This window comes from Nonomuraea sp. 3-1Str, assembly GCF_031570565.1.
Classification (GTDB): Bacteria; Actinomycetota; Actinomycetes; order Streptosporangiales; family Streptosporangiaceae; genus Nonomuraea.
Window position 1 is genome coordinate 23,812 of record NZ_JALHBK010000005.1, and the last position, 23,364, is coordinate 47,175.

Annotated in this window: 22 protein-coding genes and 1 pseudogene; 17 read left to right on the plus strand and 6 right to left on the minus strand. The window is 71.9% G+C overall.

The window, feature by feature from the left end; translation table 11 throughout:
• The first annotated feature begins 8 nt into the window (after positions 1-8).
• Entirely contained in the window at positions 9-281 is a 273-nt protein-coding gene (locus MTP10_RS10635; protein WP_310708904.1) for a hypothetical protein, read from the plus strand.
• Positions 282-312: 31 nt separating this feature from the next.
• Here the strand turns inward: MTP10_RS10635 and MTP10_RS10640 are convergent, their stop codons facing one another.
• Positions 313-981 carry an MBL fold metallo-hydrolase gene (locus MTP10_RS10640; protein ID WP_310708905.1) on the minus strand — a complete coding sequence of 223 codons (669 nt, stop codon included), beginning with the start codon at positions 979-981 and terminating at the stop codon, positions 313-315.
• Positions 978-1,793, minus strand: a complete 816-nt coding sequence (locus tag MTP10_RS10645) for a maleylpyruvate isomerase family mycothiol-dependent enzyme (protein WP_310708906.1) — start codon at positions 1,791-1,793, stop codon at positions 978-980. Before MTP10_RS10645 ends, MTP10_RS10640 begins: the two co-directional genes overlap by 4 nt.
• 215 nt (positions 1,794-2,008) lie before the next feature.
• Here MTP10_RS10645 and uvrA point away from each other — a divergent pair, with 215 nt between their 5' ends.
• Entirely contained in the window at positions 2,009-4,849 is a 2,841-nt protein-coding gene (gene uvrA, locus MTP10_RS10650) for an excinuclease ABC subunit UvrA (RefSeq protein WP_310708907.1), read from the plus strand.
• A gap of 49 nt (positions 4,850-4,898) precedes the next feature.
• On the opposite strand, the gene MTP10_RS10655 is transcribed toward uvrA, so the two are convergent.
• The gene (locus MTP10_RS10655) at positions 4,899-5,684 is read right to left on the minus strand and encodes a DUF2306 domain-containing protein (RefSeq protein WP_310708908.1); all 786 of its coding nucleotides are present in this window, start codon (positions 5,682-5,684) and stop codon (positions 4,899-4,901) included.
• 154 nt (positions 5,685-5,838) lie between these two features.
• Between MTP10_RS10655 and MTP10_RS10660 the strand changes: the two genes are divergently transcribed.
• From MTP10_RS10660 to whiA, 7 genes are all read left to right on the plus strand, one after another.
• Entirely contained in the window at positions 5,839-6,294 is a 456-nt protein-coding gene (locus tag MTP10_RS10660) for a Rieske (2Fe-2S) protein (protein WP_310708909.1), read from the plus strand.
• A gap of 130 nt (positions 6,295-6,424) precedes the next feature.
• Positions 6,425-6,907, plus strand: a complete 483-nt coding sequence (locus MTP10_RS10665; RefSeq protein WP_310708910.1) for a Rieske (2Fe-2S) protein — start codon at positions 6,425-6,427, stop codon at positions 6,905-6,907.
• Between the two features lie 46 nt (positions 6,908-6,953).
• Entirely contained in the window at positions 6,954-7,418 is a 465-nt protein-coding gene (locus tag MTP10_RS10670; RefSeq protein ID WP_310708911.1) for a Rieske 2Fe-2S domain-containing protein, read from the plus strand.
• A gap of 178 nt (positions 7,419-7,596) precedes the next feature.
• Positions 7,597-9,669 (plus strand): excinuclease ABC subunit UvrC, encoded by a 2,073-nt coding sequence (uvrC, locus tag MTP10_RS10675; protein WP_310709217.1) that lies wholly within the window; start codon positions 7,597-7,599, stop codon positions 9,667-9,669.
• Positions 9,670-9,787: 118 nt separating this feature from the next.
• Entirely contained in the window at positions 9,788-10,672 is an 885-nt protein-coding gene (gene rapZ, locus MTP10_RS10680) for an RNase adapter RapZ (RefSeq protein ID WP_397206278.1), read from the plus strand.
• A gap of 251 nt (positions 10,673-10,923) precedes the next feature.
• Positions 10,924-11,877, plus strand: a complete 954-nt coding sequence (gene yvcK / locus MTP10_RS10685; protein ID WP_397334444.1) for a uridine diphosphate-N-acetylglucosamine-binding protein YvcK — start codon at positions 10,924-10,926, stop codon at positions 11,875-11,877.
• A gap of 71 nt (positions 11,878-11,948) precedes the next feature.
• On the plus strand, positions 11,949-12,929 hold the full coding sequence (gene whiA, locus MTP10_RS10690; RefSeq protein ID WP_310708914.1) for a DNA-binding protein WhiA: 981 nt from the start codon (positions 11,949-11,951) through the stop codon (positions 12,927-12,929).
• 252 nt (positions 12,930-13,181) lie between these two features.
• On the opposite strand, the gene MTP10_RS10695 is transcribed toward whiA, so the two are convergent.
• Entirely contained in the window at positions 13,182-13,832 is a 651-nt protein-coding gene (locus MTP10_RS10695; RefSeq protein ID WP_310708915.1) for a hypothetical protein, read from the minus strand.
• A gap of 184 nt (positions 13,833-14,016) precedes the next feature.
• Here MTP10_RS10695 and gap point away from each other — a divergent pair, with 184 nt between their 5' ends.
• The 5 genes from gap to MTP10_RS10720 all read left to right on the plus strand — a co-directional run bounded on the left by gap (position 14,017) and on the right by MTP10_RS10720 (position 17,831).
• Positions 14,017-15,021, plus strand: coding sequence for a type I glyceraldehyde-3-phosphate dehydrogenase (gap, locus tag MTP10_RS10700; protein WP_310708916.1), 1,005 nt, complete (start codon positions 14,017-14,019; stop codon positions 15,019-15,021).
• A 69-nt stretch (positions 15,022-15,090) separates the two neighbouring features.
• The gene (locus tag MTP10_RS10705; protein ID WP_310708917.1) at positions 15,091-16,284 is read left to right on the plus strand and encodes a phosphoglycerate kinase; all 1,194 of its coding nucleotides are present in this window, start codon (positions 15,091-15,093) and stop codon (positions 16,282-16,284) included.
• Positions 16,281-17,090, plus strand: coding sequence for a triose-phosphate isomerase (gene tpiA, locus MTP10_RS10710; protein WP_310708918.1), 810 nt, complete (start codon positions 16,281-16,283; stop codon positions 17,088-17,090). Before MTP10_RS10705 ends, tpiA begins: the two co-directional genes overlap by 4 nt.
• Before the next feature lie 99 nt (positions 17,091-17,189).
• On the plus strand, positions 17,190-17,420 hold the full coding sequence (secG, locus tag MTP10_RS10715) for a preprotein translocase subunit SecG (RefSeq protein ID WP_310708919.1): 231 nt from the start codon (positions 17,190-17,192) through the stop codon (positions 17,418-17,420).
• 66 nt (positions 17,421-17,486) lie between these two features.
• Positions 17,487-17,831 carry an RNA polymerase-binding protein RbpA gene (locus MTP10_RS10720; protein ID WP_310708920.1) on the plus strand — a complete coding sequence of 115 codons (345 nt, stop codon included), beginning with the start codon at positions 17,487-17,489 and terminating at the stop codon, positions 17,829-17,831.
• Between the two features lie 117 nt (positions 17,832-17,948).
• Here MTP10_RS10720 and MTP10_RS10725 read toward each other — a convergent pair whose 3' ends face one another.
• Entirely contained in the window at positions 17,949-19,562 is a 1,614-nt protein-coding gene (locus MTP10_RS10725; protein WP_310708921.1) for an amidohydrolase, read from the minus strand.
• A gap of 171 nt (positions 19,563-19,733) precedes the next feature.
• Between MTP10_RS10725 and MTP10_RS10730 the strand changes: the two genes are divergently transcribed.
• Complete coding sequence (locus MTP10_RS10730) at positions 19,734-20,756, plus strand: GNAT family N-acetyltransferase (protein ID WP_310708922.1); 1,023 nt, start codon at positions 19,734-19,736, stop codon at positions 20,754-20,756.
• A gap of 225 nt (positions 20,757-20,981) precedes the next feature.
• Here the strand turns inward: MTP10_RS10730 and MTP10_RS10735 are convergent.
• Positions 20,982-21,407 (minus strand): annotated as a pseudogene (locus MTP10_RS10735) (Clp protease N-terminal domain-containing protein); the annotation flags it as partial.
• A gap of 73 nt (positions 21,408-21,480) precedes the next feature.
• Between MTP10_RS10735 and MTP10_RS10740 the strand changes: the two are divergent.
• Both MTP10_RS10740 and MTP10_RS10745 read left to right on the plus strand, forming a co-directional pair.
• Positions 21,481-22,383 (plus strand): hypothetical protein, encoded by a 903-nt coding sequence (locus MTP10_RS10740; protein ID WP_310708923.1) that lies wholly within the window; start codon positions 21,481-21,483, stop codon positions 22,381-22,383.
• A 95-nt stretch (positions 22,384-22,478) separates the two neighbouring features.
• Positions 22,479-23,348, plus strand: coding sequence for an oxidoreductase (locus tag MTP10_RS10745; RefSeq protein WP_310708924.1), 870 nt, complete (start codon positions 22,479-22,481; stop codon positions 23,346-23,348).
• Positions 23,349-23,364: the final 16 nt, after the last annotated feature.

The following is a 23,364-nucleotide window of genomic DNA, read 5'->3' on the forward strand; positions in this document are numbered from 1 at the left end:
GAGCCGCCATGTCGGCCACACCCCGTGAGCACACCCGGACGTACTTCCTGGGCAAGCTGGCACAGGAGCTGGAGGCGCGCGGCCTGACCGCCACGCTGCGCGCCTACCCGCCGGCGCTGCGGATCAGCGATCCCGACACGGCGATGCTGGCCGAGACCGTCGACTGCGTGCCGCTGTCGGACGGATGGTTCTACCGCTGGTCGTGGGGCGAGATCGTCGGGCTGGCCGACGACCCGGAGCTGGCGGCGAACCGCATCGCCCAGGTGCTCACCGGCCGCTGACCGGACGCCGGAGCACCCACCCGCCCGCGCTTCACCAGCCGCGGGCCTTCCACGCCGGCAGTGAGGGCCGCTCGGCCCCCAGCGTCGTGTCCTTGCCGTGGCCCGGGTAGACCCACGTCTCGTCCGGCAGCCGATCGAAGATCCGCTCGACCACGTCGGCGTAGAGCTGCGCGAAGCGCTCGGGGTCCTTCCACGTGTTGCCCACGCCGCCGGGGAACAGCGAGTCGCCCGTGAACAGGTGCTTCTCCGAGTGCTTCTCCGTGCCCCCGCCGTCGTACAGCAGCGCGATCGAGCCGGGCGTGTGGCCGCGCAGGTGGATCACCTCCAACGTCACGACGCCGACCGTGATCCGGTCGCCGTGCTCGACCTCGCGGTCCACCGGCACCGGCAGGGCCGGCGCGTCCAGCGGATGCGCGATCACCTGGGCGCCCGTCACCTTGACCATCTGCTCCAGGGCCTGCCAGTGGTCGCCGTGCTGGTGCGTCGTCACGATGGAGCTCAGCGGCTGGTCGGACACCAGCGCGAGCAGCCGGTCCGCCTCCGCCGCCGCGTCGATGAGGAGCCCGTCGCCGGTCTCGGCGCAGCGCAGCAGGTAGGCGTTGTTGTCGTACGGTCCGACGGCGAGCTTGCTGATCGTCAGCTTGGGCAGCTCGCGCACATCGGCCGGACCGCCGACCTGGACGTCGCCTGTGTACGTCATGGGTAGTCCTCCGGGGGCGTCGCGGGCAGGTCAGCCGGGGCGGGCATCGTCAGCCACGGCGGTGCCGCGGGAACCTGCGGGTCCGCCGTGCCGGGCGCGGACGACCGCCCCTCCAGCAACACCACCCTAACCCCCTCGCCCGTTGATCTGCCTGTCAGCCAGGCCAGCATGTCCGCCGGCCGGCCCTCCACGACCGGGCCCTCGCCGAGGTCGCGCCAGACTGCCGGGAGGTCCCGCGCCCCGCCGTCCGGCACGTCCAGCAGGCGGATCCCGCCGACCGTGCTGCTGTCGTGCGGCCATGTCCGCAGGCAGTCGCGCAGTTCCCGCCGGACGAACCGCTCGCTCCAGTCCGCGGGGCCGTACCCCGCCCCGAGGTCCACGTGGTGCATGCCCAGCTCGCGGATCCGCCGGACCAGCACGTACCAGGCCGGGTGCGGCGGCGGGCGCATCCCCTCCACCGGGGCCCGCCACGCCTCCTCCGGCAGGTTCTCGATCACGGCGTCCATGCGGGCCGCGCTCTCCTGGAGGTCGGCCAGGTGCTCGGCGGCCGTCCGGTCGGCGCCGGCCTCGATCTCGGCGTCCCGGGCGGCGGCGCTGCCGTACTGCGGGACGCGCACGCCCGTCCTGGCCCAGGTCAGCAGGTTGACGAGCCCGTCGGCGTTCCTGGCCAGATGGGCGAGGACGTGGCCGCGCGTCCACCCGGGCAGACGGGACGGCGCGGCCACGTCAGGGTCGCCGAGCGCCGCCACGGTGTTCAGGAGCGCGGAGGTCGCCGAGGCCAGCTCACTCCGTAAGGTCACCACTACCGTCATGCCACATATTTCAGCACCTGTTGCGGCGGGCCGGGCGGCAGGCATAAAAGGGCAGGTCATGACGTTGACATCGGAAGGCCACCTGCTGAGGTGGGAGCAGGCCGTAATCTGAGAGGGACGGATTTTCGGGGGCGGCAAACGGGCCGCCCGAAATTGTCGGTGCCCCCGTCTACCATCCCCGTGGACCTATCCGCCTTCTTGACATCGGGATCGCCGTGGCAGACCGCCTCATCGTGCGTGGTGCGCGCGAACACAACCTCAAGGACGTCTCGCTTGACCTGCCGCGAGACGCTCTGATCGTCTTCACCGGCCTGTCCGGTTCGGGCAAGTCGAGCCTGGCCTTCGACACGATCTTCGCTGAGGGCCAGCGACGCTACGTCGAGTCGCTCTCGGCCTACGCCCGCCAGTTCCTCGGCCAGATGGACAAGCCCGACGTCGACTTCATCGAGGGCCTGTCGCCCGCGGTGTCGATCGACCAGAAGGCCACCAGCAAGAACCCCCGCTCCACGGTCGGCACGATCACGGAGGTCTACGACTACCTGCGGCTGCTGTGGGCGCGCATCGGCAAGCCGCACTGCCCGGTCTGCTCCCGCCCGATCGCGCGGCAGATGCCGCAGCAGATCGTCGACCGGGTGATGGACCTGGAGGAGGGCACCCGCTTCCAGGTGCTCGCCCCGGTCATCCGCGGCCGCAAGGGCGAGTACACCGAGCTGTTCCGCGAGCTGCAGACCAAGGGCTTCGCCCGGGCGCGGGTCGACGGCACCGTCGTGCGCCTGGAGGAGCCGCCGACGCTGAAGAAGTACGAGAAGCACGACATCGAGGTGATCGTCGACCGCCTGTCGGTCAAGGAGTCGTCGCGGCGGCGGCTCACCGACTCGGTCGAGACCGCGCTGCAGCTGTCCGGCGGCACGATCACCCTCGACTTCGTCGACCTGCCCGACGACGACCCCGGCCGCGAGCGGTTCTACTCCGAGCACCTCTACTGCCCGTACGACGACCTGTCGTTCGAGGAGCTGGAGCCCCGCTCGTTCTCGTTCAACTCCCCGTTCGGCGCCTGCCCCGAGTGCACCGGCCTCGGCACCAAGATGGAGGTCGACCCGGAGCTGGTCGTCCCCGACCCCGAGCGCACGCTGCGCGAGGGCGCCCTGCACCCCTGGTCGGGCGGCCACACCAGCGAGTACTTCGTCCGGCTGGTCGAGGCGCTCGGCCACACCATGGGCTTCACGCTCGACACCGCCTGGGAGAAGCTGCCGAAGAAGGCCCAGAAGGCGCTGTTGTTCGGCCACGACGAGCAGGTCCATGTCCGCTACAGCAACCGCTACGGCCGCCAGCGCTCCTACTACACCGCCTACGAGGGCGTCATCCCGTGGGTGCAGCGCCGGCACGCCGAGGCCGAGAGCGACGCGACCCGCGAGCGGTTCGAGGGCTACATGCGGGAGATCCCCTGCCCCGCCTGCAAGGGGGCCAGGCTCAAGCCGGTCTCGATGGCCGTGACCGTCTCCGGCCAGTCGATCGCCGCGGTGTCGGCCATGTCGATCGGCGAGTGCGCGGCCTTCCTGTCCGAGCTCAAGCTGTCCGACCGTGACATGCAGATCGCCGAGCGGGTCGTCAAGGAGATCAACGCCCGCCTGGGCTTCCTGCTCGACGTCGGCCTCGACTACCTCACCATGGACCGCGCCGCCGCCACCCTGGCGGGCGGCGAGGCGCAGCGCATCCGGCTGGCCACGCAGATCGGCTCCGGTCTCGTGGGCGTCCTGTACGTCCTGGACGAGCCCTCGATCGGCCTGCACCAGCGCGACAACATGCGGCTGCTCGACACGCTGGTCCGGCTGCGGGACATGGGCAACACCCTGATCGTCGTCGAGCACGACGAGGACACCATCGCCGCCGCCGACTGGGTGGTCGACATCGGGCCGGGCGCCGGCGAGCACGGCGGTCAGGTCGTCGTCTCCGGCACCGTCCAGGACCTGCTGACCAGCGAGGAGTCGCTGACCGGCCAGTACCTGTCCGGCCGCCGCAGCATCGCCATCCCGGACCAGCGCCGCAAGCGCGACCGCAAGCGGCAGATCACGGTCAAGGGCGCCCGCGAGCACAACCTCAAGGGCGTCGACATCGACTTCCCGCTGGGCCTGTTCACCGCCGTCACCGGCGTGTCCGGGTCGGGCAAGTCGACGCTGGTCAACGACATCCTGTACGCCGCCCTGGCCAAGGAGCTGCACGGCGCCCGCACGGTGCCCGGCCGCCACTCCCGGATCAACGGCATGGACCACGTCGACAAGGTCGTCCACGTCGACCAGTCGCCGATCGGGCGCACCCCGCGCTCCAACCCCGCCACCTACACCGGCGTGTTCGACCACGTACGCAAGCTGTTCGCGGCCACCACCGAGGCGAAGGTCCGCGGCTACCAGCCCGGCCGCTTCAGCTTCAACGTCAAGGGCGGCCGGTGCGAGGCGTGCGCGGGCGACGGCACCATCAAGATCGAGATGAACTTCCTGCCGGACGTCTACGTCCCCTGCGAGGTCTGCCACGGCGCCCGCTACAACCGGGAGACGCTGGAGGTCCACTACAAGGGCAAGACCATCTCCGAGGTCCTGGACATGCCGATCGAGGAGGCGCTCGCCTTCTTCGACGCGATCCCGGCGATCAAGCGGCACCTGCAGACGCTGCACGACGTCGGCCTCGGCTACGTCCGGCTCGGCCAGCCCGCCACCACGTTGTCCGGCGGCGAGGCGCAGCGGGTCAAGCTCGCCTCGGAGCTCCAGCGGCGGCAGACCGGGCGGACGATCTACGTCCTCGACGAGCCGACCACGGGCCTGCACTTCGAGGACATCCGCAGGCTGCTCGGCGTCCTCGGCCGGCTGGTCGACGGCGGCAACACCGTGATCGTCATCGAGCACAACCTCGACGTCATCAAGACCGCCGACTGGATCATCGACATGGGGCCGGAGGGCGGCTCCCGGGGCGGCACGCTGGTCGCCACGGGCACGCCCGAGGAGATCGCCGTGGTCGAGGAGAGTCACACGGGCCGCTTCCTCCGCAAGATCCTCCAGCTCTAGCCCGCGGCGGGCGATCCCGGCCGGTCAGGCAGTACCGGCCCCTGGCCGGTCAGGCCGCGGAGGACGGGCGCGCGGCGGCGCGGCGGCGGGCGCGGCGCCTGGCGTCGCCGCGCTCCAGCCACCACTCAGCCACCAGCAGCGGCAGCACCCAGCCGAGCCATCCCCCCAGGCCCGCCGCCGTCTGAGTCAGCAACGCCTGGTCGCCGTGGAAGGTGGTCTCCAGCTCCGGCTGCAGGAGCATGACCAGCACCACGCCGTAGATGCGGTTCGTGATGATCGACATGGTGAGGGCGAAGCTGCGCACCATCCACCTGCGGTGCTCCACGAACCGGCGCCGCCGGGCCATCCGCCATCCGGCGATCGTGCAGCCCAGCCACAGCAGCGCGAGCAGCACATTGCTGACCCGGATCACGTGCCCGAAGGGCGTGGCCAGGCCCGCCACCAGGCCCATCAGTCCCGCCGGCAGGCAGCCGCCGAACACGTACACCCTGCCGACCAGCCGGTGCGCCCGCGGATGGCGCTCCCTGAACCACGGCCAGATCTGCAGGCAGCACGTCAGCATCGCCACCGAGCCGAACACCACGTGCAGCGACAGCACCACGTAGTGGGGCGGGAAGAACGCCGGCGCGGGCACCCGCGACAGCGACGGGTCGAACGAGACGTACGGCGGCAGTGAGAACGCCACGAACGCCAGCGCGATCACGGCCAGCGGCGCCACCCACGGCCGCCGCCACCAGCGAGGACGCGCGCCGGCCCGCGGCGGCGGGGACCCGGCGGAGGGGAGGTGGCCCGGCGGCGGGGAAGAGGGCTCGGGCGAGTCGCTGAGAACGGTCATGGCGGTAGGTTCGCCGGTGCCGCTGACCGATCGCGCACCACCCGCTGACGGGACCGACGCCCACCGCCCCTACAGTGATGAACGCGCAGGAGCACGGTCTTCAGGGGACCTGACCTGCGGGGGGTCGGCGGCGACGCGGAAGGGTCGGCAGCACATGAGGGGTTCGGAGCGGGGCTTCGCCATGCCCGCGATCGAGGAGTCGCGCGGGGACGCGGTGGGACGTCGTCAGGCGATCGGCGTGGCGGGGGCGGCCGTGTGCGGGCTGGCGCTCGCCGGCTGCGGCGCCGGCGGCGCGGAGACGGCCCCGGCGCAGAGCATCAAGGGGCAGGTCCTCGCCAGGACGGCCGACGTGCCGGTCGGCGGCGGCACCTTCGTGGAGCAGTGGAAGATCATGATCACGCAGCCCGCCGAGGGCGTCTTCAAGGCGTTCAGCGCGATCTGCCCGCATCGCGGCTGCTCCGTCGGCTCGCCGCAGGACTCCGTCATGACGTGCCCCTGCCACGGCAGCGAGTTCGCCGCCGACACCGGCAAGTGCCTCAAGGGGCCCGCCACCGCGCCCCTCGCGGCGTACCAGGTCAAGGTCGAGGGCGACGGCATCGTCGTCGTCTGAGCGTTCACCCCTGCGGGTGCGTCCGAACCGGTAATTGTGCGTGGTTCTCCCGATCGGCGTACGTGACGCTGAACCGGTCGGCGGGTGACGCCGTACCTGGGGATGAGACCCGAACCTGGAGGAACGCACCATGACCGATACGACGCGCCGGGCGGTTGTACTGGGAGCCGGCGGCGCCGGACTGGCCGCGGTTCTGACCGCCTGCGCCAGCTACGGCGACCCTGCCACCCAGGGCAGCCTGCCGCCCGCCGAGGAGGAACCCCAGGCCGACGAGTCTTCTTCGTCCGCGGAGCCGACGAAGAAGAAGGAGAAGACGACGGGCGGCGGCAAGACGCTCGCCGACACCGCCGACATCCCTTCGGGGGGCGGGAAGGTCTTCGAGAGCCAGAAGATCGTCGTCACCCAGCCGCAGGACGGCGAGTTCAGGGCCTTCACAGCGGTATGCACCCATGCCGGGTGCACGGTGGCCAGCGTCTCGAACGGCACGATCAACTGCCCCTGCCACGGCAGCAAGTTCAAGATCGAGGACGGATCCGTGGCGGACGGCCCCGCGGGCCGGCCGCTCGCCGAGAAGAAGATCAAGGTGGACGGCGATAAGATCATGCTCGCTTGATTCAACTTTCATGCTTTTCTCACCTGAGTGCGGTTGGGTGGGACCCATGGCAGAAGACCTTCAGAGTCGCAGAGCGGTGATCGCGGGAGTGGGCGTCGGTGGCCTCGCGCTGGCGCTGACCGCCTGTGGCGGCGAGAGCGGCACGTCCACCGGCACCGAGACCGGCGCGCCGTCCACGAGCGGAAGCGGGCAGCCGAGTGCCGGGAGCACCGGCTCGTCCGCGGGCGGCGCCCTGGCCAAGACGGCCGACATCCCGGTGGGCGGAGGCACGGTCTTCAAGGAGCAGAAGATCGTGGTGACGCAGCCCACGGCGGGCCAGTTCAAGGCGTTCAGCGCGATCTGCACCCACAAGGGCTGCACGGTGAACAAGGTGGCCGACGGGCTGATCGACTGCCCGTGCCACGGCAGCAAGTTCAAGGTGCAGGACGGCGCGGTCGCCGACGGGCCGGCCACGGAGCCGCTTCCCGAGAAGCAGATCAAGGTGGAGGGCGACCAGATCACCCTGGCCTGACCCGTTCCGTACGGCCCCGCACAGGTCCCTCGCCGGGCCCACGCCACACCCGCGAGGCGCCTGTGCGGGGCCAAACCCATGCCCTTCGCCCCGGCGGCCCGGGACCGGTCGGTCGGCGGCGGGGTCTGTCGGTGGGGGCCGTTAGTCTTTGAACGTGGCGAGATCAGCGGGCACCTCCTTGAGTTTCCGGCCCCGGCCCGGGTCCATCCCGGAGTCCCCGGGGGTCTACCGGTTCAGGGACGCGCACGGCCGGGTGATCTACGTCGGCAAGGCCAAGAGCCTGCGGCAGCGGCTCAACTCGTACTTCGCCGACTTCTCCGCCCTGCACCCGCGCACCCAGACGATGCTGACCACGGCGGCCGACGTCGACTGGACCGTCGTCGGCACCGAGGTCGAGGCGCTGCAGCTCGAATACTCCTGGATCAAGGAGTTCGACCCCCGCTTCAACGTCAAGTACCGCGACGACAAGTCCTACCCGTACCTCGCCGTCACCATGGGCGACGACTTCCCGCGCGTCCAGGTGATGCGCGGCGCCAAGCGCAAGGGCACCCGCTACTTCGGCCCCTACTCCCACGCCTGGGCCATCCGCGAGACCGTCGACCTGCTGCTGCGCGTCTTCCCGGTGCGCACGTGCAGCGCCGGGGTGTTCAAGCGGGCCGGGCAGATCGGTCGGCCCTGCCTGCTCGGCTACATCGACAAGTGCTCCGCGCCGTGCGTCGGCCGCGTCACCCCCGAGGAGCACCGCGCGCTCGCCGAGGACTTCTGCGACTTCATGGCCGGCAACACCGGTCGCTTCATCAAGCGGCTGGAGAAGGAGATGCGCGAGGCCGCCGGCGAGCAGGAGTACGAACGCGCCGCGCGCCTGCGCGACGACATCCAGGCGCTCCAGCGCGCCCTGGAGAAGCAGGCGGTCGTGCTCGGCGAGGGCACCGACGCCGACGTCATCGCCCTGGCCGAGGACCCGCTCGAAGCCGCCGTCCAGGTCTTCTACGTGCGCGGCGGACGCATCCGCGGCCAGCGCGGCTGGGTCGTCGACAAGGTCGAGGAGACCTCGCCGGGCGAGCTGGTCGAGCAGTTCCTGCTGCAGATGTACGGCGAGGCGAGCCCGGACTCGATGCCCCGCGAGGTGCTCGTGCCCGAGCTGCCGCCCGACGCGGCAGCGGTCGCCGAGCTGCTGTCCGAGCAGCGCAAGGCCCGGGTCGAGGTACGGGTGCCGCAGCGCGGCGACAAGAAGTCGCTGCTGGAGACCGTCGGGCGCAACGCCATGGAGTCGCTCGCCCAGCACAAGATCCGCCGCGCCAGTGACCTGACCACGCGCAGCAAGGCGCTCCAGGAGATCGCCGACGCGCTCGGCCTCGACCAGGCGCCCCTGCGCGTCGAGTGCTACGACGTCTCCCACCTCCAGGGTGAGAACGTCGTGGCCTCGATGGTCGTCTTCGAGGACGGCCTGGCCCGCAAGAGCGAGTACCGCCGCTTCGCCGTCAAGACCAAGGAGGGCGACGTCGCCTCGATCCACGAGGTGATCATGCGGAGGTTCCGCCGCTACCTGGAGGAGCGCTCGGCCACCGGCGAGCTGGCCGCCGACGACGAGGCCCACGGCCTCATCGACCCCGAGACCGGCAAGCCGCGCAAGTTCGCCTACCCGCCCAACCTCGTCGTCGTCGACGGCGCCGGCCCCCAGGCCGCCGCCGCGCAGCGGGCGCTCGACGAGCTCGGCATCGACGACGTCGCCGTGTGCGGCCTGGCCAAGCGGCTGGAGGAGGTGTGGCTGCCCGGCGACGACCAGCCGGTCATCTTGCCGCGCTCCAGCGAGGGGCTCTACCTGCTGCAACGTGTCCGTGACGAGGCGCACCGGTTCGCCATCACCTACCATCGGTCCAAGAGGTCCAGGACCGTGAAGGAGAGCGCGCTCGACAGCGTGCCGGGTCTCGGCCCGGCACGGAGGCAGGCGCTGCTCAAGCACTTCGGCTCCGTCAAACGGCTGCGCGAGGCCACCGTGGCGGAGATCTGCGAGGTCCCCGGCATCGGCCGGTCGACCGCGGAGGTGATCGCATCGACGCTGAAGGGGGAGTCACCCGTGACCACCAGCGAGGCGGCGCCCGCACAGCGGGCCGCCGGCGACGCCGCCGTCACCGGCACGCGTGCCGGTGAGGGTGTCGGCGCCCTGAACGGCGCCGCCGGGGGCGGGGCAGCCGTCACGGCGCCGGGCGAAGCCGGTGGGCCTGACCGACCGAGCGGCCGAACGGAGTGAGACGATGAGCGCCGCCGAAGACAACGAGCAGCCGGGCGCGGCACGCCCGAGTGGTGGGGCGGCCGAGGGCGTTCCGGAGGGCCCGGCGGCCCAGGTCGCCGCGGCCGCGGCAGCCGCCGTGGAGCGGGGCGTGGCCGAGAGCAGGGAGCCCGCGTTCGTCATCGTCACCGGCATGTCCGGGGCGGGACGCAGCACCGCGGCCAAGGCGCTGGAGGACCTCGGCTGGTTCGTCATCGACAACCTGCCGCCGGGCCTGCTGTTCGCCATGGCCGAGGAGGCCGGCAAGGTCAAGCTCGCCGCCGACAAGGTGGCGGCCGTGGTCGACGTGCGCAGCCTCGCCTTCACCACCGACCTCAACGCCGCCATCGAGGAGCTCGAAGGCCGCGGCGTACGCGTGCGCGTGGTGTTCCTGGAGGCCAGCGACGAGGAGCTGGTCCGCCGCTTCGAGAACGTCCGCCGCCCGCACCCGTTGCAGGGCGAGGGCAGGCTCGTCGACGGCATCACCCGGGAGCGCGGCATCCTGCGCGAGGTGCGGGCCAACGCCGACCTCGTGATCGACACCTCCTCCCACAACGTGCACGAGCTCCGCAACAAGATCGTCGCCTTCTTCGGCGGCGAGGACCGTCCCGGGCTGCGGGTCAACGTGGTGTCCTTCGGCTTCAAGTACGGCCTGCCGGTCGACGCCGACCTCGTGGTCGACTGCCGGTTCCTGCCCAACCCGCACTGGGTGCCCGAGCTGCGGCCGATGAACGGGCTGGACGCGCCGGTCCGCGAGTACGTGCTGGGCCAGCCCGGCGCCAAGGAGTTCCTCGACGCGTACGAGGAGGTCCTGAAGGTGGTCGCGGCCGGCTATGCCCGCGAGGGCAAGAGCTATGCGACGCTGGCGGTGGGCTGCACGGGCGGCAAGCACCGCAGCGTCGCCATGGCCGAGCAGGTCGCGGGCCGCCTGCGCGACCGCGGGATGGAGGTCCAGGTGAGCCATCGGGATGTGGGGCGGGAGTGACCGATGACCACCAGGACCAGGGTGTTCCGTCCCCGGACGCGTCGTCCGTAGCCGCATCTTCCGCAGCCGCCTCGTCGGTCCAGGCGTCATCTGTGAACCTGTCGACCGCTGGTGAGTCGTCCCGGAGCGGGGCGTCCGCAGACGGGGTGTCCGCGAGTGCGGTGCCTCGGAGTGAGGCGTCCGCGAGTGGGGCACAGGCGAGTGGGGCACCGGTGAGTGGGGTGTCTCGGAGCGGGGCGTCCGCGAGTGGGGTGACGGCGGGCGAGGACCGGCCTCGAGGGCCGCGTGTCGTGGCCCTCGGCGGCGGGCACGGCCTGTACGCCTCCCTGTCCGCGTTGCGGGCCGTGACCGACACGCTCACGGCCGTCGTGACCGTGGCCGACGACGGCGGCTCCAGCGGCCGCCTGCGGCGCGAGCTCGGCGTCCTGCCGCCCGGCGACCTGCGCATGGCGCTGGCCGCGCTGTGCGGCGACGACGAGTGGGGCATCACCTGGAGCGAGGTGGTCCAGCACCGCTTCCGCAGCGAGGGGGACCTGCACGGCCACGCCGTCGGCAACCTCCTCATCGTGGCGCTCTGGGAGCTGCTCGGCGATCCCGTGGCCGGCCTCGACTGGGTGGGGCGGCTGCTGGGAGCCAGCGGACGGGTGCTGCCGATGGCCTCGGTGCCGCTCGACATCGTCGCCGAGGTGGAGCTCGACGGCGTCACCTCGACCGTGCGCGGCCAGGTGGCGTGCGCTCTCACCCCCGGGCGCGTGCAGGCGATCTCCCTGGTCCCCGAGGATCCTCCCGCCCGGCCGGAGGCCATCGAGGCGGTCCTGGAGGCCGACTGGGTGGTGTTCGGGCCGGGGTCGTGGTTCACCAGCGTGCTGCCGCACCTGAAGGTGCCCGAGCTGGCCAGGGCCCTGCACGAGACCCGGGCCAGGCGGCTGGTCACGCTCAACCTCGCCCCGCAGGCGGGCGAGACCGACGACTTCTCCCCCCAGCAGCACCTGGAGGTGCTCAGGCAGCACGCGCCCGAGCTCATGGTGGACGTCGTCCTGGCCGACACGGGCATGGTCGACGACCTCGACGCGCTGGAGAAGGCGGCCGCCGCGCTCGGCGGTCGTCTCGTGCTGGCCGACGTGGCCGCCGCCGACGGCTCGCCCCGGCATGACCCACGACGTCTTGCCTCCGTCCTGGACGAGATTTTCCTCCAGAAGCGTTGATCCTGGTCGGCGGGGTGCGAAGGTGCGAGAGACTGCTGGGAGCCGGTCTGAATGGGGGAGGACTAACGCTTATGGCGATGACGGGTGTGGTCAAGGACGAGCTGAGCCGACTGCCGGTGCTGAAGCCTTGCTGTCGCAAGGCCGAGGTGTCCACGCTGCTGCGGTTCGCCAGCGGCCTGCACCTGGTGGGCGGGCGCATCGTGATCGAGGCGGAGCTCGACACCAACGCCACCGCGCGGCGGCTGATCAAGGACATCGGCGAGGTGTTCGGCCACAAGGCGGAGGTCCTCGTGCTGGCGCCGGCCGGCCTGCGCAAGGGATCACGGTACGTCGTGCGCGTCTACCGCGACGGTGAGGCGCTCGCCCGGCAGACGGGGCTGATCGACAACCACGGGCGGCCCGTGCGCGGGCTGCCGCGCCAGGTCGTCGCGGGGGCGGCCTGCGACGCCGAGGCGGCCTGGCGAGGGGCCTTCCTGGCACATGGCTCGCTCACCGAGCCGGGCCGGTCGATGTCGCTGGAGGTCACCTGCCCGGGTCCGGAGGCGGCGCTGGCGCTGGTCGGCTCCGCCCGGCGGCTGAAGATCCATGCCAAGGCGCGCGAGGTACGCGGCGTGGACCGGGTCGTGGTGCGCGACGGTGACGCCATCAGCGCGCTGCTCACCCGGCTCGGCGCGCACGACAGTGTGCTGGCCTGGGAGGAGCGCCGCATGCGCCGCGAGGTGCGCGCCACCGCCAACCGGCTGGCCAACTTCGACGACGCCAACCTCCGGCGCTCGGCCCGCGCCGCCGTGGCGGCGGGCGCCCGGGTGCAGCGGGCCCTGGAGATCCTGGGTGACGAGGCGCCGGAGCACCTGGTGGTGGCCGGGCGGCTGCGGGTGGAGCACAAGCAGGCGTCGCTGGAGGAGCTGGGGCAGATCGCCGACCCGCCGCTGACCAAGGACGCGATCGCGGGCCGGATCCGGCGGCTGCTGGCCATGGCCGACAAGCGCGCCTCCGACCTCGGCGTCCCCAACACCGAGGCCAACCTCACGGTCGACATGCTCGCCCCCTGAGGCACGGCACCCACGACCCGCGCCCGGGAGGCCCCTGAGGCGCGGCCACCCGCGACCCGCGCCCGGGAGGCCCCTGAAGGCATGCCCGCGCGGTCGCGGTCCGCGCCTGAAGGCCCTGGAGGCGCGTCCGGGACCCGTAGGCACTGAACACCCTGGGAGTGTGTCCGCCGGGGCGCGGGCCGGGTGTGTGGGCGCCGTGTGCGCGGCCCCGCCTCGCGGGGCGAGCGCGTCAACGTGAGGCGGCCGGGGCGGTCAGTCCTGGACGGGGTCGCGGGGAGTGAAGAGGTTGGCCGTCGTGGCGGTGGGCGCCGGCTTGGGCGGCTGGAGCGGCTCGAACGGCGCCCGGTACTCCGGCTCGGGCTCCGTCGCGTCCGCCACCGGCTCGCCGCCGCCACGCCTGCGGTGGGAGGCCGCCCCGTCCTCGGCCCGCCACCGCCGGCGCACCCGCACGACCCGTACGAGCGACAGCAGGAACGCGGGCACGGCCGCGGCCGCGACGGCGGCCCAGAAGTGCCAGGACGACCGGATGGCCAGCCACACGCCCTGCGCGCCGAAGACGAGCTGCTCGTCGAGGGAGGACAGGGGGAACCCGCGCTCGACGACGAAGCCCATGGAGCCGGCGACGCCGCCGATCGCGCGGACCCCGAAGGCGTAGAGCACCAGCAGCAGCGGAAGGAGCAGGCTGCGCGGCCGAACGGTCCACATGGCGAGACCGAGGATCAGCCCGGCCAGGAGGCAGCAGGCGACGGGGAAGGCGAAGGTCGGGTCCCCTGCGAACCAGCGCACCTCGTAGGGCAGGCGGTAATAGAACGTTGCCATGGCCGCGTATCCCGCCGCTCCGATGATCATCGCGACGAAGCCCACGATCAGGCCGGACAGCAGGCCGGACCTGCGTTGTGACATCTCAGCCCCCAGAGAATGCCCGAATTTACACCAACGAGTCGGGCACTTTACTCGAACGCTGCAAATCACGCCTCCGGAATGGTGATACGCAGGCCGGGGGTTGCAGTGGTCTAAACCAATTTAGGTCCGATAGGGTTGGGGGTTGAGGTTTCAGCCCGCATCACGTACGAGGAGATCGGTTCCCGTGAGCATCCGCGTAGGCGTCAACGGCTTCGGCCGCATCGGTCGTAACTTCTGGCGTGCGGTCGCCGCCGGCGGCAAGGACATCGAGATCGTTGCGGTCAACGACCTGACCGACAACGCCACGCTCGCCCACCTGCTGAAGTACGACAGCATCCTGGGCCGCCTGCCGTACGAGGTGAAGGCGACCAGCGACGAGATCACCGTCGACGGCAAGGCCATCAAGGTCTTCGAGGAGCGCGACCCGGCCAAGCTGCCCTGGGGCGACCTGGGCGTGGACGTCGTGCTCGAGTCGACCGGCCTGTTCACCGACGCCGCCAAGGCCAAGGTGCACGCCGACAACGGCGCCAAGAAGGTCATCATCTCGGCCCCGGCCAAGAACGAGGACGTCACCATCGTCATGGGCGTCAACCACGACTCCTATGACCCGGCCAACCACACGATCATCTCCAACGCGTCCTGCACCACCAACTGCCTGGCTCCGCTGGCCAAGGTCCTCCACGACACCTTCACCATCGAGAAGGGTCTGATGACCACCATCCACGCCTACACGCAGGACCAGAACCTGCAGGACGGCCCGCACAAGGACCTGCGCCGCGCCCGCGCCGCCGCGCTCAACGTGGTGCCCACCTCCACCGGCGCCGCCAAGGCCATCGGCCTGGTGCTGCCGGAGCTGAAGGGCAAGCTCGACGGGTTCGCGATGCGCGTGCCGATCCCCACCGGCTCGGCCACCGACCTGACCGTGGACGTCAGCCGCGACGTCACCGTCGAGGAGGTCAACGCCGCGCTCAAGGCCGCCGCCGAGGGCCCGCTCAAGGGCATCCTCACCTACACCGAGGACGAGATCGTCTCCTCCGACATCGTGACCGACCCGGCCTCCTGCATCTTCGACGCCGGCCTCACCAAGGTCATCGGCAACCAGGTCAAGGTCGTCGGCTGGTACGACAACGAGTGGGGCTACTCCAACCGCCTGGCCGACCTCATCGAGCTGGTGGGCGCCGACCTGTGACGGGTCCGCGCTGAGCGAGACATCCATCACCCGGGACCGTCCGAGCCGCGCTCGGCGGAAGGAGCACAGTTGCGCACGATCGACGATCTCGACGTGAAGGGCCGGCGCGTGCTCGTGCGCGCCGACCTCAACGTCCCTCTCGACGGTGAGACGATCACCGACGACGGCCGCATCAGAGCGTCGGTTCCGACGATCCAGGCCCTGGCCGGGCGCGGCGCGAAGGTCGTCGTCTGCGCCCACCTCGGCCGACCCAAGGGCAAGGCCGAGCCGAAGTACTCGCTGAAGCCGGTCGCCGCGCGGCTGGGCGAGCTGCTCGGCCAGGACGTGGCGTTCGCCACCGACGTGGTCGGCGACAGCGCCCAGGCCACCGTCTCGGGGCTCCAGGACGGCCAGGTGGCCCTGCTGGAGAACCTCCGGTACGAGCCGGGCGAGGAGTCCAAGGACGACCAGGCGCGCGGCGAGTTCGCCGCGAAGCTGGCCGGCCTGGCGGAGCTGTACGTCGGTGACGGCTTCGGCGCGGTGCACCGCAAGCACGCCAGCGTCTACGACGTGCCCCGGCTGCTGCCGCACGCGGCGGGCGGGCTCGTCGTGGCCGAGGTCGAGGTGCTCAAGCGCCTCACCGAGCACGCCGAGCGGCCGTACGTGGTGGTGCTGGGCGGCGCCAAGGTGTCCGACAAGCTGGGCGTCATCGCCAGCCTGCTCACCAGGGTCGACCGGCTGCTCATCGGCGGCGGCATGGCCTACACCTTCCTCAAGGCCCAGGGCCACGAGGTCGGCCAGTCGCTGCTGCAGGAGGACCAGCTCGACCAGGTGCGCGGCTTCCTGGACCAGGCGGCCGAGCGCGACGTCGAGCTGGTGCTGCCGGTGGACGTGCTGGCGGCGACCGAGTTCGGCAAGGACGCGCCCCACGACGTCGTCGAGGCGACCGCGATCCCGGCCGACCGGCAGGGGCTCGACATCGGCCCGAAGACCCGCGAGCTGTTCGCGGGCAAGCTGGCCGACGCCCGGACCGTCTTCTGGAACGGCCCGATGGGCGTGTTCGAGTTCGACGCGTTCTCGGGCGGCACGCGCGCGGTGGCGGAGGCGCTCATCGGCTCCGACGCCTTCACCGTGGTCGGCGGCGGTGACTCGGCCGCGGCCGTGCGCCGGCTCGGCCTCCCCGAGGACGGCTTCTCCCACATCTCCACCGGTGGCGGGGCCAGCCTCGAATACCTGGAGGGCAAGACCCTTCCCGGACTCGCCGCCCTGGAGGATGCGGAGTGACGCGACAGGGTGACCGCCCCTCGGGGGCCGGCCGCAAGCCGCTCATCGCGGGCAACTGGAAGATGAACCTCAACCACCTCGAGGCCATCGCCCTGGTGCAGAAGCTCGCCTTCGCGCTCGGCGACAAGGACTTCGACAAGGTCGAGGTCGCCGTCCTGCCGCCGTTCACGGACCTGCGCAGCGTGCAGACGCTCGTGGACGGCGACAAGCTGCGCATCGTGTACGGCGCGCAGGACCTGTCCCGGCACGACGCGGGCGCCTACACCGGGGAGATCTCCGGGGCGATGCTGGCCAAGCTCGGCTGCACCTTCGCGGTGATCGGCCACTCCGAGCGGCGCGAGCACCACCGCGAGGACGACGACCTCGTCAACGCCAAGGTGCACGCCGCCTACCGCCACTCGCTGACGCCGATCCTGTGCGTGGGCGAGGGGCTGGAGGTCCGCAGGGAGGGCGGCCACGTGGCGCACACCCTGGCTCAGCTGGAGGGCGCGCTGCGCAAGGTCACCGCCGAGCAGGTCAAGTCGATCGTGGTGGCCTACGAGCCGGTGTGGGCGATCGGCACCGGCGAGGTCGCGACGCCGGAGGACGCGCAGGAGGTCTGCTCGGCCCTGCGCGGGCGACTCGCTGAGCTGTACGACGACGAAGTGGCCTCAGGTGTCCGTATCCTGTACGGAGGATCGGTGAAGTCGGGCAACATCGCCGGCATCATGGCGCAGTCCGACGTCGACGGCGCTCTGGTGGGCGGTGCCAGCATCGACGCCGGCGAGTTCGTCAAGATCTGCCGTTTTTCCGATATGCCCGGCTAGCTGAGCCGTTCCTGGGGCGCGACTTGACAGCAAGTCGTACCCTCTAGAGGCAAGTTTGAATCGTCACGCGTCACAGAGCACTGAAGGAACAGGCATACCGTGGAAATCGGAATCTCCATCGCCCTCATCCTGGCGAGCTGTCTCATGGTCCTGCTCGTGCTGCTCCACAAGGGCAAGGGTGGCGGTCTGTCGGACATGTTCGGCGGAGGTTTCTCGTCGAGTTTCGGCGGCTCGTCCGTGGTGGAGCGCAACCTTGACCGGCTGACGGTCATCACGGGCGTGATCTGGTTCGTCTGCATCATCGCGCTCGGCCTGCTGCTGAAGCCGTAGCGATTCGGCGCGTGACAGTGATTCTCCCCCCGTGTCCCGCGGGGCGATCGAGCGAGGAGTTCATCCGTGGGTAGTGGCAACGCGATCCGTGGCAGCCGTGTCGGCGCCGGCCCGATGGGGGAGGCCGAGCGCGGTGAGGCAGCTCCGAGAGTGCGGGTCTCGTTCTGGTGCGCGAACATGCACGAGACGCGCCCCAGCTTCGCCAGTGACGCGGCGGTCCCCGAGACCTGGGACTGCCCGCGCTGCGGCCTCCCGGCAGGACAGGACGAGCAGGCCCCGCCTGCCCCGCCCAAGAACGAGCCGTACAAGACGCACCTGGCCTACGTGAAGGAGCGCAGGAGCGACAAGGACGGCAAGGCCATCCTCGAGGAGGCGCTCGAGCGCCTGCGCAACAACAGGTCCCCCTGGTAGTCCCGCTCGGCTCCGCCTGCGGGGCCGGCAGGACGGGACATCACGTCCGCGCGGCATGACGTGCCTCGAAGGGCCCCGGCAGTACGCCGGGGCCCTTCGGCGTGAGAACCCTCTGGTTCAGGAGCCCGCTCGCCGGTAGACCTGCTCACCGTCCACGAACGTCCGAGCCACCCGGGTCGTCCAGATCTCCTCGGCGGGCAGCGCGAACGGGTCGCGGTCGAGCACGACGAGGTCCGCCGGGCGGCCCGGCTCGATCACCCCGGCGGGGGAGCGGTTGATCCAGGCCGACCCGGCCGTGTACGCGGTCATCGCCGTGGCCAGGTCCAGGCGCTGTCCCGGCAGGAACGGCGTCCCCGCGGTCGGGTAGCCGGCGTGCACCGAGCCGCCCGGCTCCGTGCGGTTGACCGCGACGTGCATGCCCTGCAGCGGGTCGGCGTCCGACACGGGCCAGTCGCTGCCCGCGCAGACCCGGGTGCCGTGCGCCAGCAGGTCGGCGAACGGGTACTGCCACGACGAGCGCGGCTCGCCCAGGAACGGCAGCGTCAGCTCGTCCATCTGGGCGTGGTGCGTGGCCCACAGCGGCTGCAGGTTGGCCGCGACGCCGAGCCGGGCGAAGCGCGGCACGTCGGACGGCTCGATGATCTGCAGGTGCGCGATGTGGTGCCGGTTGGCCGGGTCGGTGCCCTCGAAGCTGTCGAGCGCCTCGCGCACCGCCCGCTCGCCGATGGCGTGGAAGTGCACCTGGAAGCCGAGCCGGTCCAGCTCGGCGACGTACTCCTTGAGCTTGCCGGGGTCCACGTACGACAGGCCCGTGCCGCCGCACAGGCAGTACGGCTCCAGCGTGGCGGCGGTGAAGTTCTCGGTGATGCCGTCCTGCATGATCTTGACGGAGGTGGCGGCGAACCGCTCCAGGCCCTCGGCGGAGGCCCGCCGCTCGACCAGCTCCGCGATCTGGTCGGCGCCGCGCGTGCGGTCCCACCACAGTGCGCCCACCACGCGCGCCCGCAGCGTGCCGGAGCGGGCCGCCGACAGGTACGTGGGAAGCTGGTCGTCCGAGCCCGCGTAGGAGCCGACGATCGCGTCCTGCCAGCCGGTGACGCCGAGGGAGAACAGGTGCCGCTGGGCGTCGGCCAGCGCCGCGTCGAGGTCGGCGGCGGTCGGGCGGGGGGTGAGCAGGCCCACGAGGTCCATCGCCCCCTCGTGCAGCACGCCGCTGGGTGTGCCGTCGGCGTCGCGCTCGATGCGGCCGTCGGCCGGGTCGGGGGTGTCGCGGGTGACGCCCGCCAGCTCCAGGGCGCGGGTGCTGACCCAGGCCGCGTGATGGTCGCGCTGGATCAGGTAGACGGGGCGGCCGACGAAGTCGAGCTGGGTGCGGTGGGGGAGGCCGCCCGGGAAGGCGGACATGTCCCAGCCGCCCCCGTCGATCCACTCCTTGTCCTGATTTTTCGCGGCATAGTCGGAGATCTTGGCTCGGTACGCGTCGAGTCCGTACACCTCGGACAGGTCGCACTTCGAGCGCTCCAGCCCCGCCTGCACCGGGTGGATGTGCGCGTCCGTGAACCCGGGCGTCAGCAGGCCGCCCTCCAGGTCCACGGTCTCGTGGGGACCCGCCTCACGGGCCAGGTCGCGCTCGGCGCCGACGGCGGCGACGAGCCCGTCACGCACCAGCACGGCCTCAGCGAACCCGCCGGTCGCGGTGAACACCCGCCCGCCTCGGAACAGCGTCGTCATCGGCCCTCCCCGGCCCGTCCGCCTCGGAGGCGTCCGGGACGGCCTCCGCCAACAATCGTCAAAACCGGCAAGACCGGCGAAACCAGAACATGTGCGTTCATAGGCGCATATCTTGCTACATGAAACGCGACGGTAGCGGCTGCGTAACAGGGCCCCGTCATGCTGATGCCCATGGGATTCTTGCGCATCCGCACCACGGTGGACGAGCGGCCGGGACGACTCGCCTCACTGGCCGCCGCCCTGGCCGACAGGGGCGGCAACATCCTGGGCCTGAGCGTCCAGTCCGACGCCGACGGCACGGTGGACGAGTTCGTCGCCGACATCCCCGCCGGCCCCGAGACCGTGCGCGAGGCCCTGGAGGCGGCCGGCGGCCGCCGCGTCCAGGTCGTCCCGGCGACCGCGCACGAGCTGACCGACGAACCCACCCGGGCCCTGCTGCTGGCCTCCCGGCTGCGCTCCATGCCGTGGCGCCTGCCCGAGCTGCTGGCCGAGCTGCTGCGCGCGGACGACGCCCGGTGGATCTATGGTGAGGCCGTGAGTGATCTTCCCGACCCCACCCAGCTCGTCGTGCCCGTGGCGCCCCGCCGCGCCGTACGGCTGCGCCGCGCCGAGCTGCCGTTCACGCTCACCGAGGCCGCCCGCGCCGCCTCCTTCGCCCGGCTGGCCCAGCCGCCGGCGGAGCAGGGCTCCGGCGACCGCTCCGTGAAGCTGGCCGAGGGCGTCGAGGTCGCCATCCGCCCGCTCACCTCCATCTACCGTGAGGCCGTCCGCGACCTGCACGACAGGTGCTCGCCCGAGGCCCGCCGGTTCCGCTACTTCACCTCGATGCCGGCGCTGCCGCCGCGCATGTTCGACACGCTGTGCGACCGCAGCCGCGGTCACTCGCTCGTGGGCGGCCACGACGGGCAGGTCGTGGCCATGGCCAACCTGATGTTCACCTCCGACCCCGGCATCGCCGAGATGGCCTTCCTGGTCGAGGACCGCTGGCAGGGGCGCGGTCTGGGCTCGGCGATGGCCAGGGCGCTGATCCGGGCGGCGCGCGACCTCGGGTACGCCGAGGTGCGGGCGACCATGCTCTCGGACAACGTCCGCATGCGGCGGCTCATGCTGTCGCTCGGCGCCTCGATCACCTACACCGAGGACCCGGGCGTGCTGGAGTCGCGGCTGCCCGTGGGCGCGATGGTCTCAACCTGACCCCTCGGCGCGGGGCTCCTCACCGGCATCCTCGCCGGCATCCACGCCGGGCACCTCGGTGGGGCCACCGGCGGGGAGCTCGCCGGTGTCCCCGGGCGCGCGCGGGATGCCGAGATGGCGCTCGATGCGCTCCAGGCTCTCCTCGATCCGCGTCAGCCGCTCGGCCACCGCCGGGCCGCCCGTCGGGTAGTACTCCTCGCCCGGCCTGTCCCTCGGCCCCGCCGTGATCAGCGTGATGACGCGGTCCCGTACCTGCTGCAGGGGCGCCCCCGCCGCCACGAGCGCCTGCGACGCCAGCCCCTCCCCCTCCCGCACGAGGCCGAGCAGGATGTGCTCCGTGCCGATGTAGTGGTGCCGGAGCTGGAGCGCCTCCCGCAACGACAGCTCCAGCACCTTCTTGGCCCGCGGAGTGAACGGGATGTGCCCGGTGGGCCCCTTGGCGCCGCGCCCCACCTCCTGCTCCACGAACCGGCGCACCGGCCCCAGCTCCACCCCGCAGCTCGCGAGCGCCCGCGCCGCGACGTCGTCGCCCTCGTGCAGGATGCCGAGCAGGATGTGCTCGGTGCCGATGTAGTGGTGGTTCAGCATCCGCGCCTCTTCCTGGGCGAGGACGACCACCTTGCGCGCGCGATCGGTGAAACGCTCGAACACGAGGAGACTCCGTTCGGCTGGCCTTGCCTCCACTATGCGCTACAAACCCGGTCATGTGGGGTATCTCACTGGTGTGGATCTTGACGAGGTGGCCGACCGGCTCTACGGCCTGCCGCCGTCCGAGTTCACCGCCGCGCGCGCCGCCGAGGCCCGGGCGGCCAAGGACGCGGGCGACGTACGGCTGTCGCGCGCGATCGGGCGCCTGCGCAAGCCCACGGTCTCGGCCTGGGCCGTGAACCGGGCCGTCCGCGAGCACGCGGACGATCTGCGCGAGCTGCTGGCGGTGGGGGAGGAGCTGCGGCGGGCCTGGGAGGCGCACGACGCGGGCGCGCTCACCGAGGTCACCCGGCGGCGCGGCGCGGTCTCGGAGCGGGTCGCCCGGCTGGTCAAGGAGGACGCCGGGCTGTCGGCGGCCGCCGCGGCGGAGGTGGACCGGACGCTGGACGCCGCCGTGGTGGACGAGGGCGCGGCGGACGAGGTGCGGCGGGGGCGCCTGGTCCGGCCCCTGGAGTACAGCGGCTTCGCCCCGGCCCCGGCTCCCGCCGCTCGCCCGGCGCCGGCGGCCGGCGCCGGGTCGCCGGAGGCGTCCGGCGAGGGCCGCGCGGACCGCAGGAGCCATGAAGGGGAACGGGCGGACCGGGAGGCGCCCGAAGAGAGCCGGGCGGAGCGCAGGGCGCCCGAAGAGAGTCGGGCGCAGCGTAAGGCGGCGGCCGAGGAGCGGGCCAGGCAGCAGGCCGAGGCGCGGGCCGCGCGGGAGGCGCGCAAGGCGCAGGAGCGGGTCGAAACGGAGGCGGCCTACCTGGAGTGGCGCGACGCGCTGGCCGAGGCCGTACGGGAGCACGACAAGCGCGCGGAGAAGGCGGCGCGGCTGGAGCGCAAGCTGGCCAAGGCGCAGAAGCGGCTGCGGGAGAGCGAGCAGCGGCTGGAGGTCGCCCGCCGCGAGGAGCGCCATGCCCGCCACCGCCTGGAGAGCTGAGGCCGCGGCGCCGCGCCGGGTCCCCGAAGATCGCGCGCGCAGACGTGGAGGGCTATGGTGTACGAAACGGTTCCGTACACCTCTCTGGAGTGGCGATGACACCCTGGACCCCCGCCGACATGCCCGCCCTGGACGGCCGGACGGCGATCGTCACCGGCGCCAACAGCGGCATCGGCCTGCCCACCGTGCTGGAGCTCGCCCGCCACGGCGCCCACGTGATCGCCACCGCGCGGTCCGAGGCGAAGGGGGAGGAGGCCGTGGCCGCCGTCCGGCGCGCCGTGCCCGGCGCCCGTGTCGAGCGGGCCCTGCTCGACCTCGCCGATCTGGCCTCGGTGCGCGCGTTCGCCGAGGGCGTGGACGAAGTGGACCTGCTGATCAACAATGCCGGCGTCGGCATGACGCCCCGCAGCCTGACGAAGGACGGGTTCGAGCTGCAGTTCGGCACCAACCACCTGGGCCACTTCGCGCTGACCGGGCTGCTCCTGCCGAAGCTGCTCGCCCGCCCGGGCGCCCGCGTGGTGACCGTCTCCAGCGACGCCCACACCCGCGGCCGGCTCGACTTCGACGATCTCACCCTGGAGCGTGGCTACGGCCGGATGAGCGCCTACGGCCGTTCCAAGCTGGCCAACCTCCTGTTCGCCCTGGAGCTCCAGCGGCGCGCTGAGCGGGCCCAGGCGGACCTCAAGAGCGTGGCCACGCATCCGGGTGCCACAGCGACGAACATCGTCAAGGTGGGGCCGCTCAAGCCTCTCCTGGGGCTGTTCCTGCTGAGCCCCGAGACCGGCGCGCTGCCGTCCCTGTACGCCGCCACCTCGCCGGACATCCGCGGCGGCGAGTTCGTCGGCCCGAAGCTGCGCCTCCTCACCCCGTCCGCCGACGCCGGCTCCGAGGAGCTCGCCGCGCGCCTCTGGGACGTGTCCACCGAACTCACCGGCGTACGATTCGATCGGCTCGCCGCTCGGTGACGCCGTGAGCACCTGA

What these genes read in the sequence shown, in the direction of transcription:
- MTP10_RS10635 (WP_310708904.1), top strand. Translation starts at nt 9, where the DNA reads ATGTCGGCCACACCCCGTGAGCACACCCGGACGTACTTCCTGGGCAAG.
- MTP10_RS10640 (WP_310708905.1), bottom strand. Translation starts at nt 981, where the DNA reads ATGACGTACACAGGCGACGTCCAGGTCGGCGGTCCGGCCGATGTGCGC.
- MTP10_RS10645 (WP_310708906.1), bottom strand. Translation starts at nt 1,793, where the DNA reads ATGACGGTAGTGGTGACCTTACGGAGTGAGCTGGCCTCGGCGACCTCC.
- MTP10_RS10655 (WP_310708908.1), bottom strand. Translation starts at nt 5,684, where the DNA reads ATGACCGTTCTCAGCGACTCGCCCGAGCCCTCTTCCCCGCCGCCGGGC.
- MTP10_RS10660 (WP_310708909.1), top strand. Translation starts at nt 5,839, where the DNA reads ATGAGGGGTTCGGAGCGGGGCTTCGCCATGCCCGCGATCGAGGAGTCG.
- MTP10_RS10665 (WP_310708910.1), top strand. Translation starts at nt 6,425, where the DNA reads ATGACCGATACGACGCGCCGGGCGGTTGTACTGGGAGCCGGCGGCGCC.
- MTP10_RS10670 (WP_310708911.1), top strand. Translation starts at nt 6,954, where the DNA reads ATGGCAGAAGACCTTCAGAGTCGCAGAGCGGTGATCGCGGGAGTGGGC.
- whiA (WP_310708914.1), top strand. Translation starts at nt 11,949, where the DNA reads ATGGCGATGACGGGTGTGGTCAAGGACGAGCTGAGCCGACTGCCGGTG.
- MTP10_RS10695 (WP_310708915.1), bottom strand. Translation starts at nt 13,832, where the DNA reads ATGTCACAACGCAGGTCCGGCCTGCTGTCCGGCCTGATCGTGGGCTTC.
- MTP10_RS10725 (WP_310708921.1), bottom strand. Translation starts at nt 19,562, where the DNA reads ATGACGACGCTGTTCCGAGGCGGGCGGGTGTTCACCGCGACCGGCGGG.
- MTP10_RS10730 (WP_310708922.1), top strand. Translation starts at nt 19,734, where the DNA reads ATGGGATTCTTGCGCATCCGCACCACGGTGGACGAGCGGCCGGGACGA.
- MTP10_RS10745 (WP_310708924.1), top strand. Translation starts at nt 22,479, where the DNA reads ATGACACCCTGGACCCCCGCCGACATGCCCGCCCTGGACGGCCGGACG.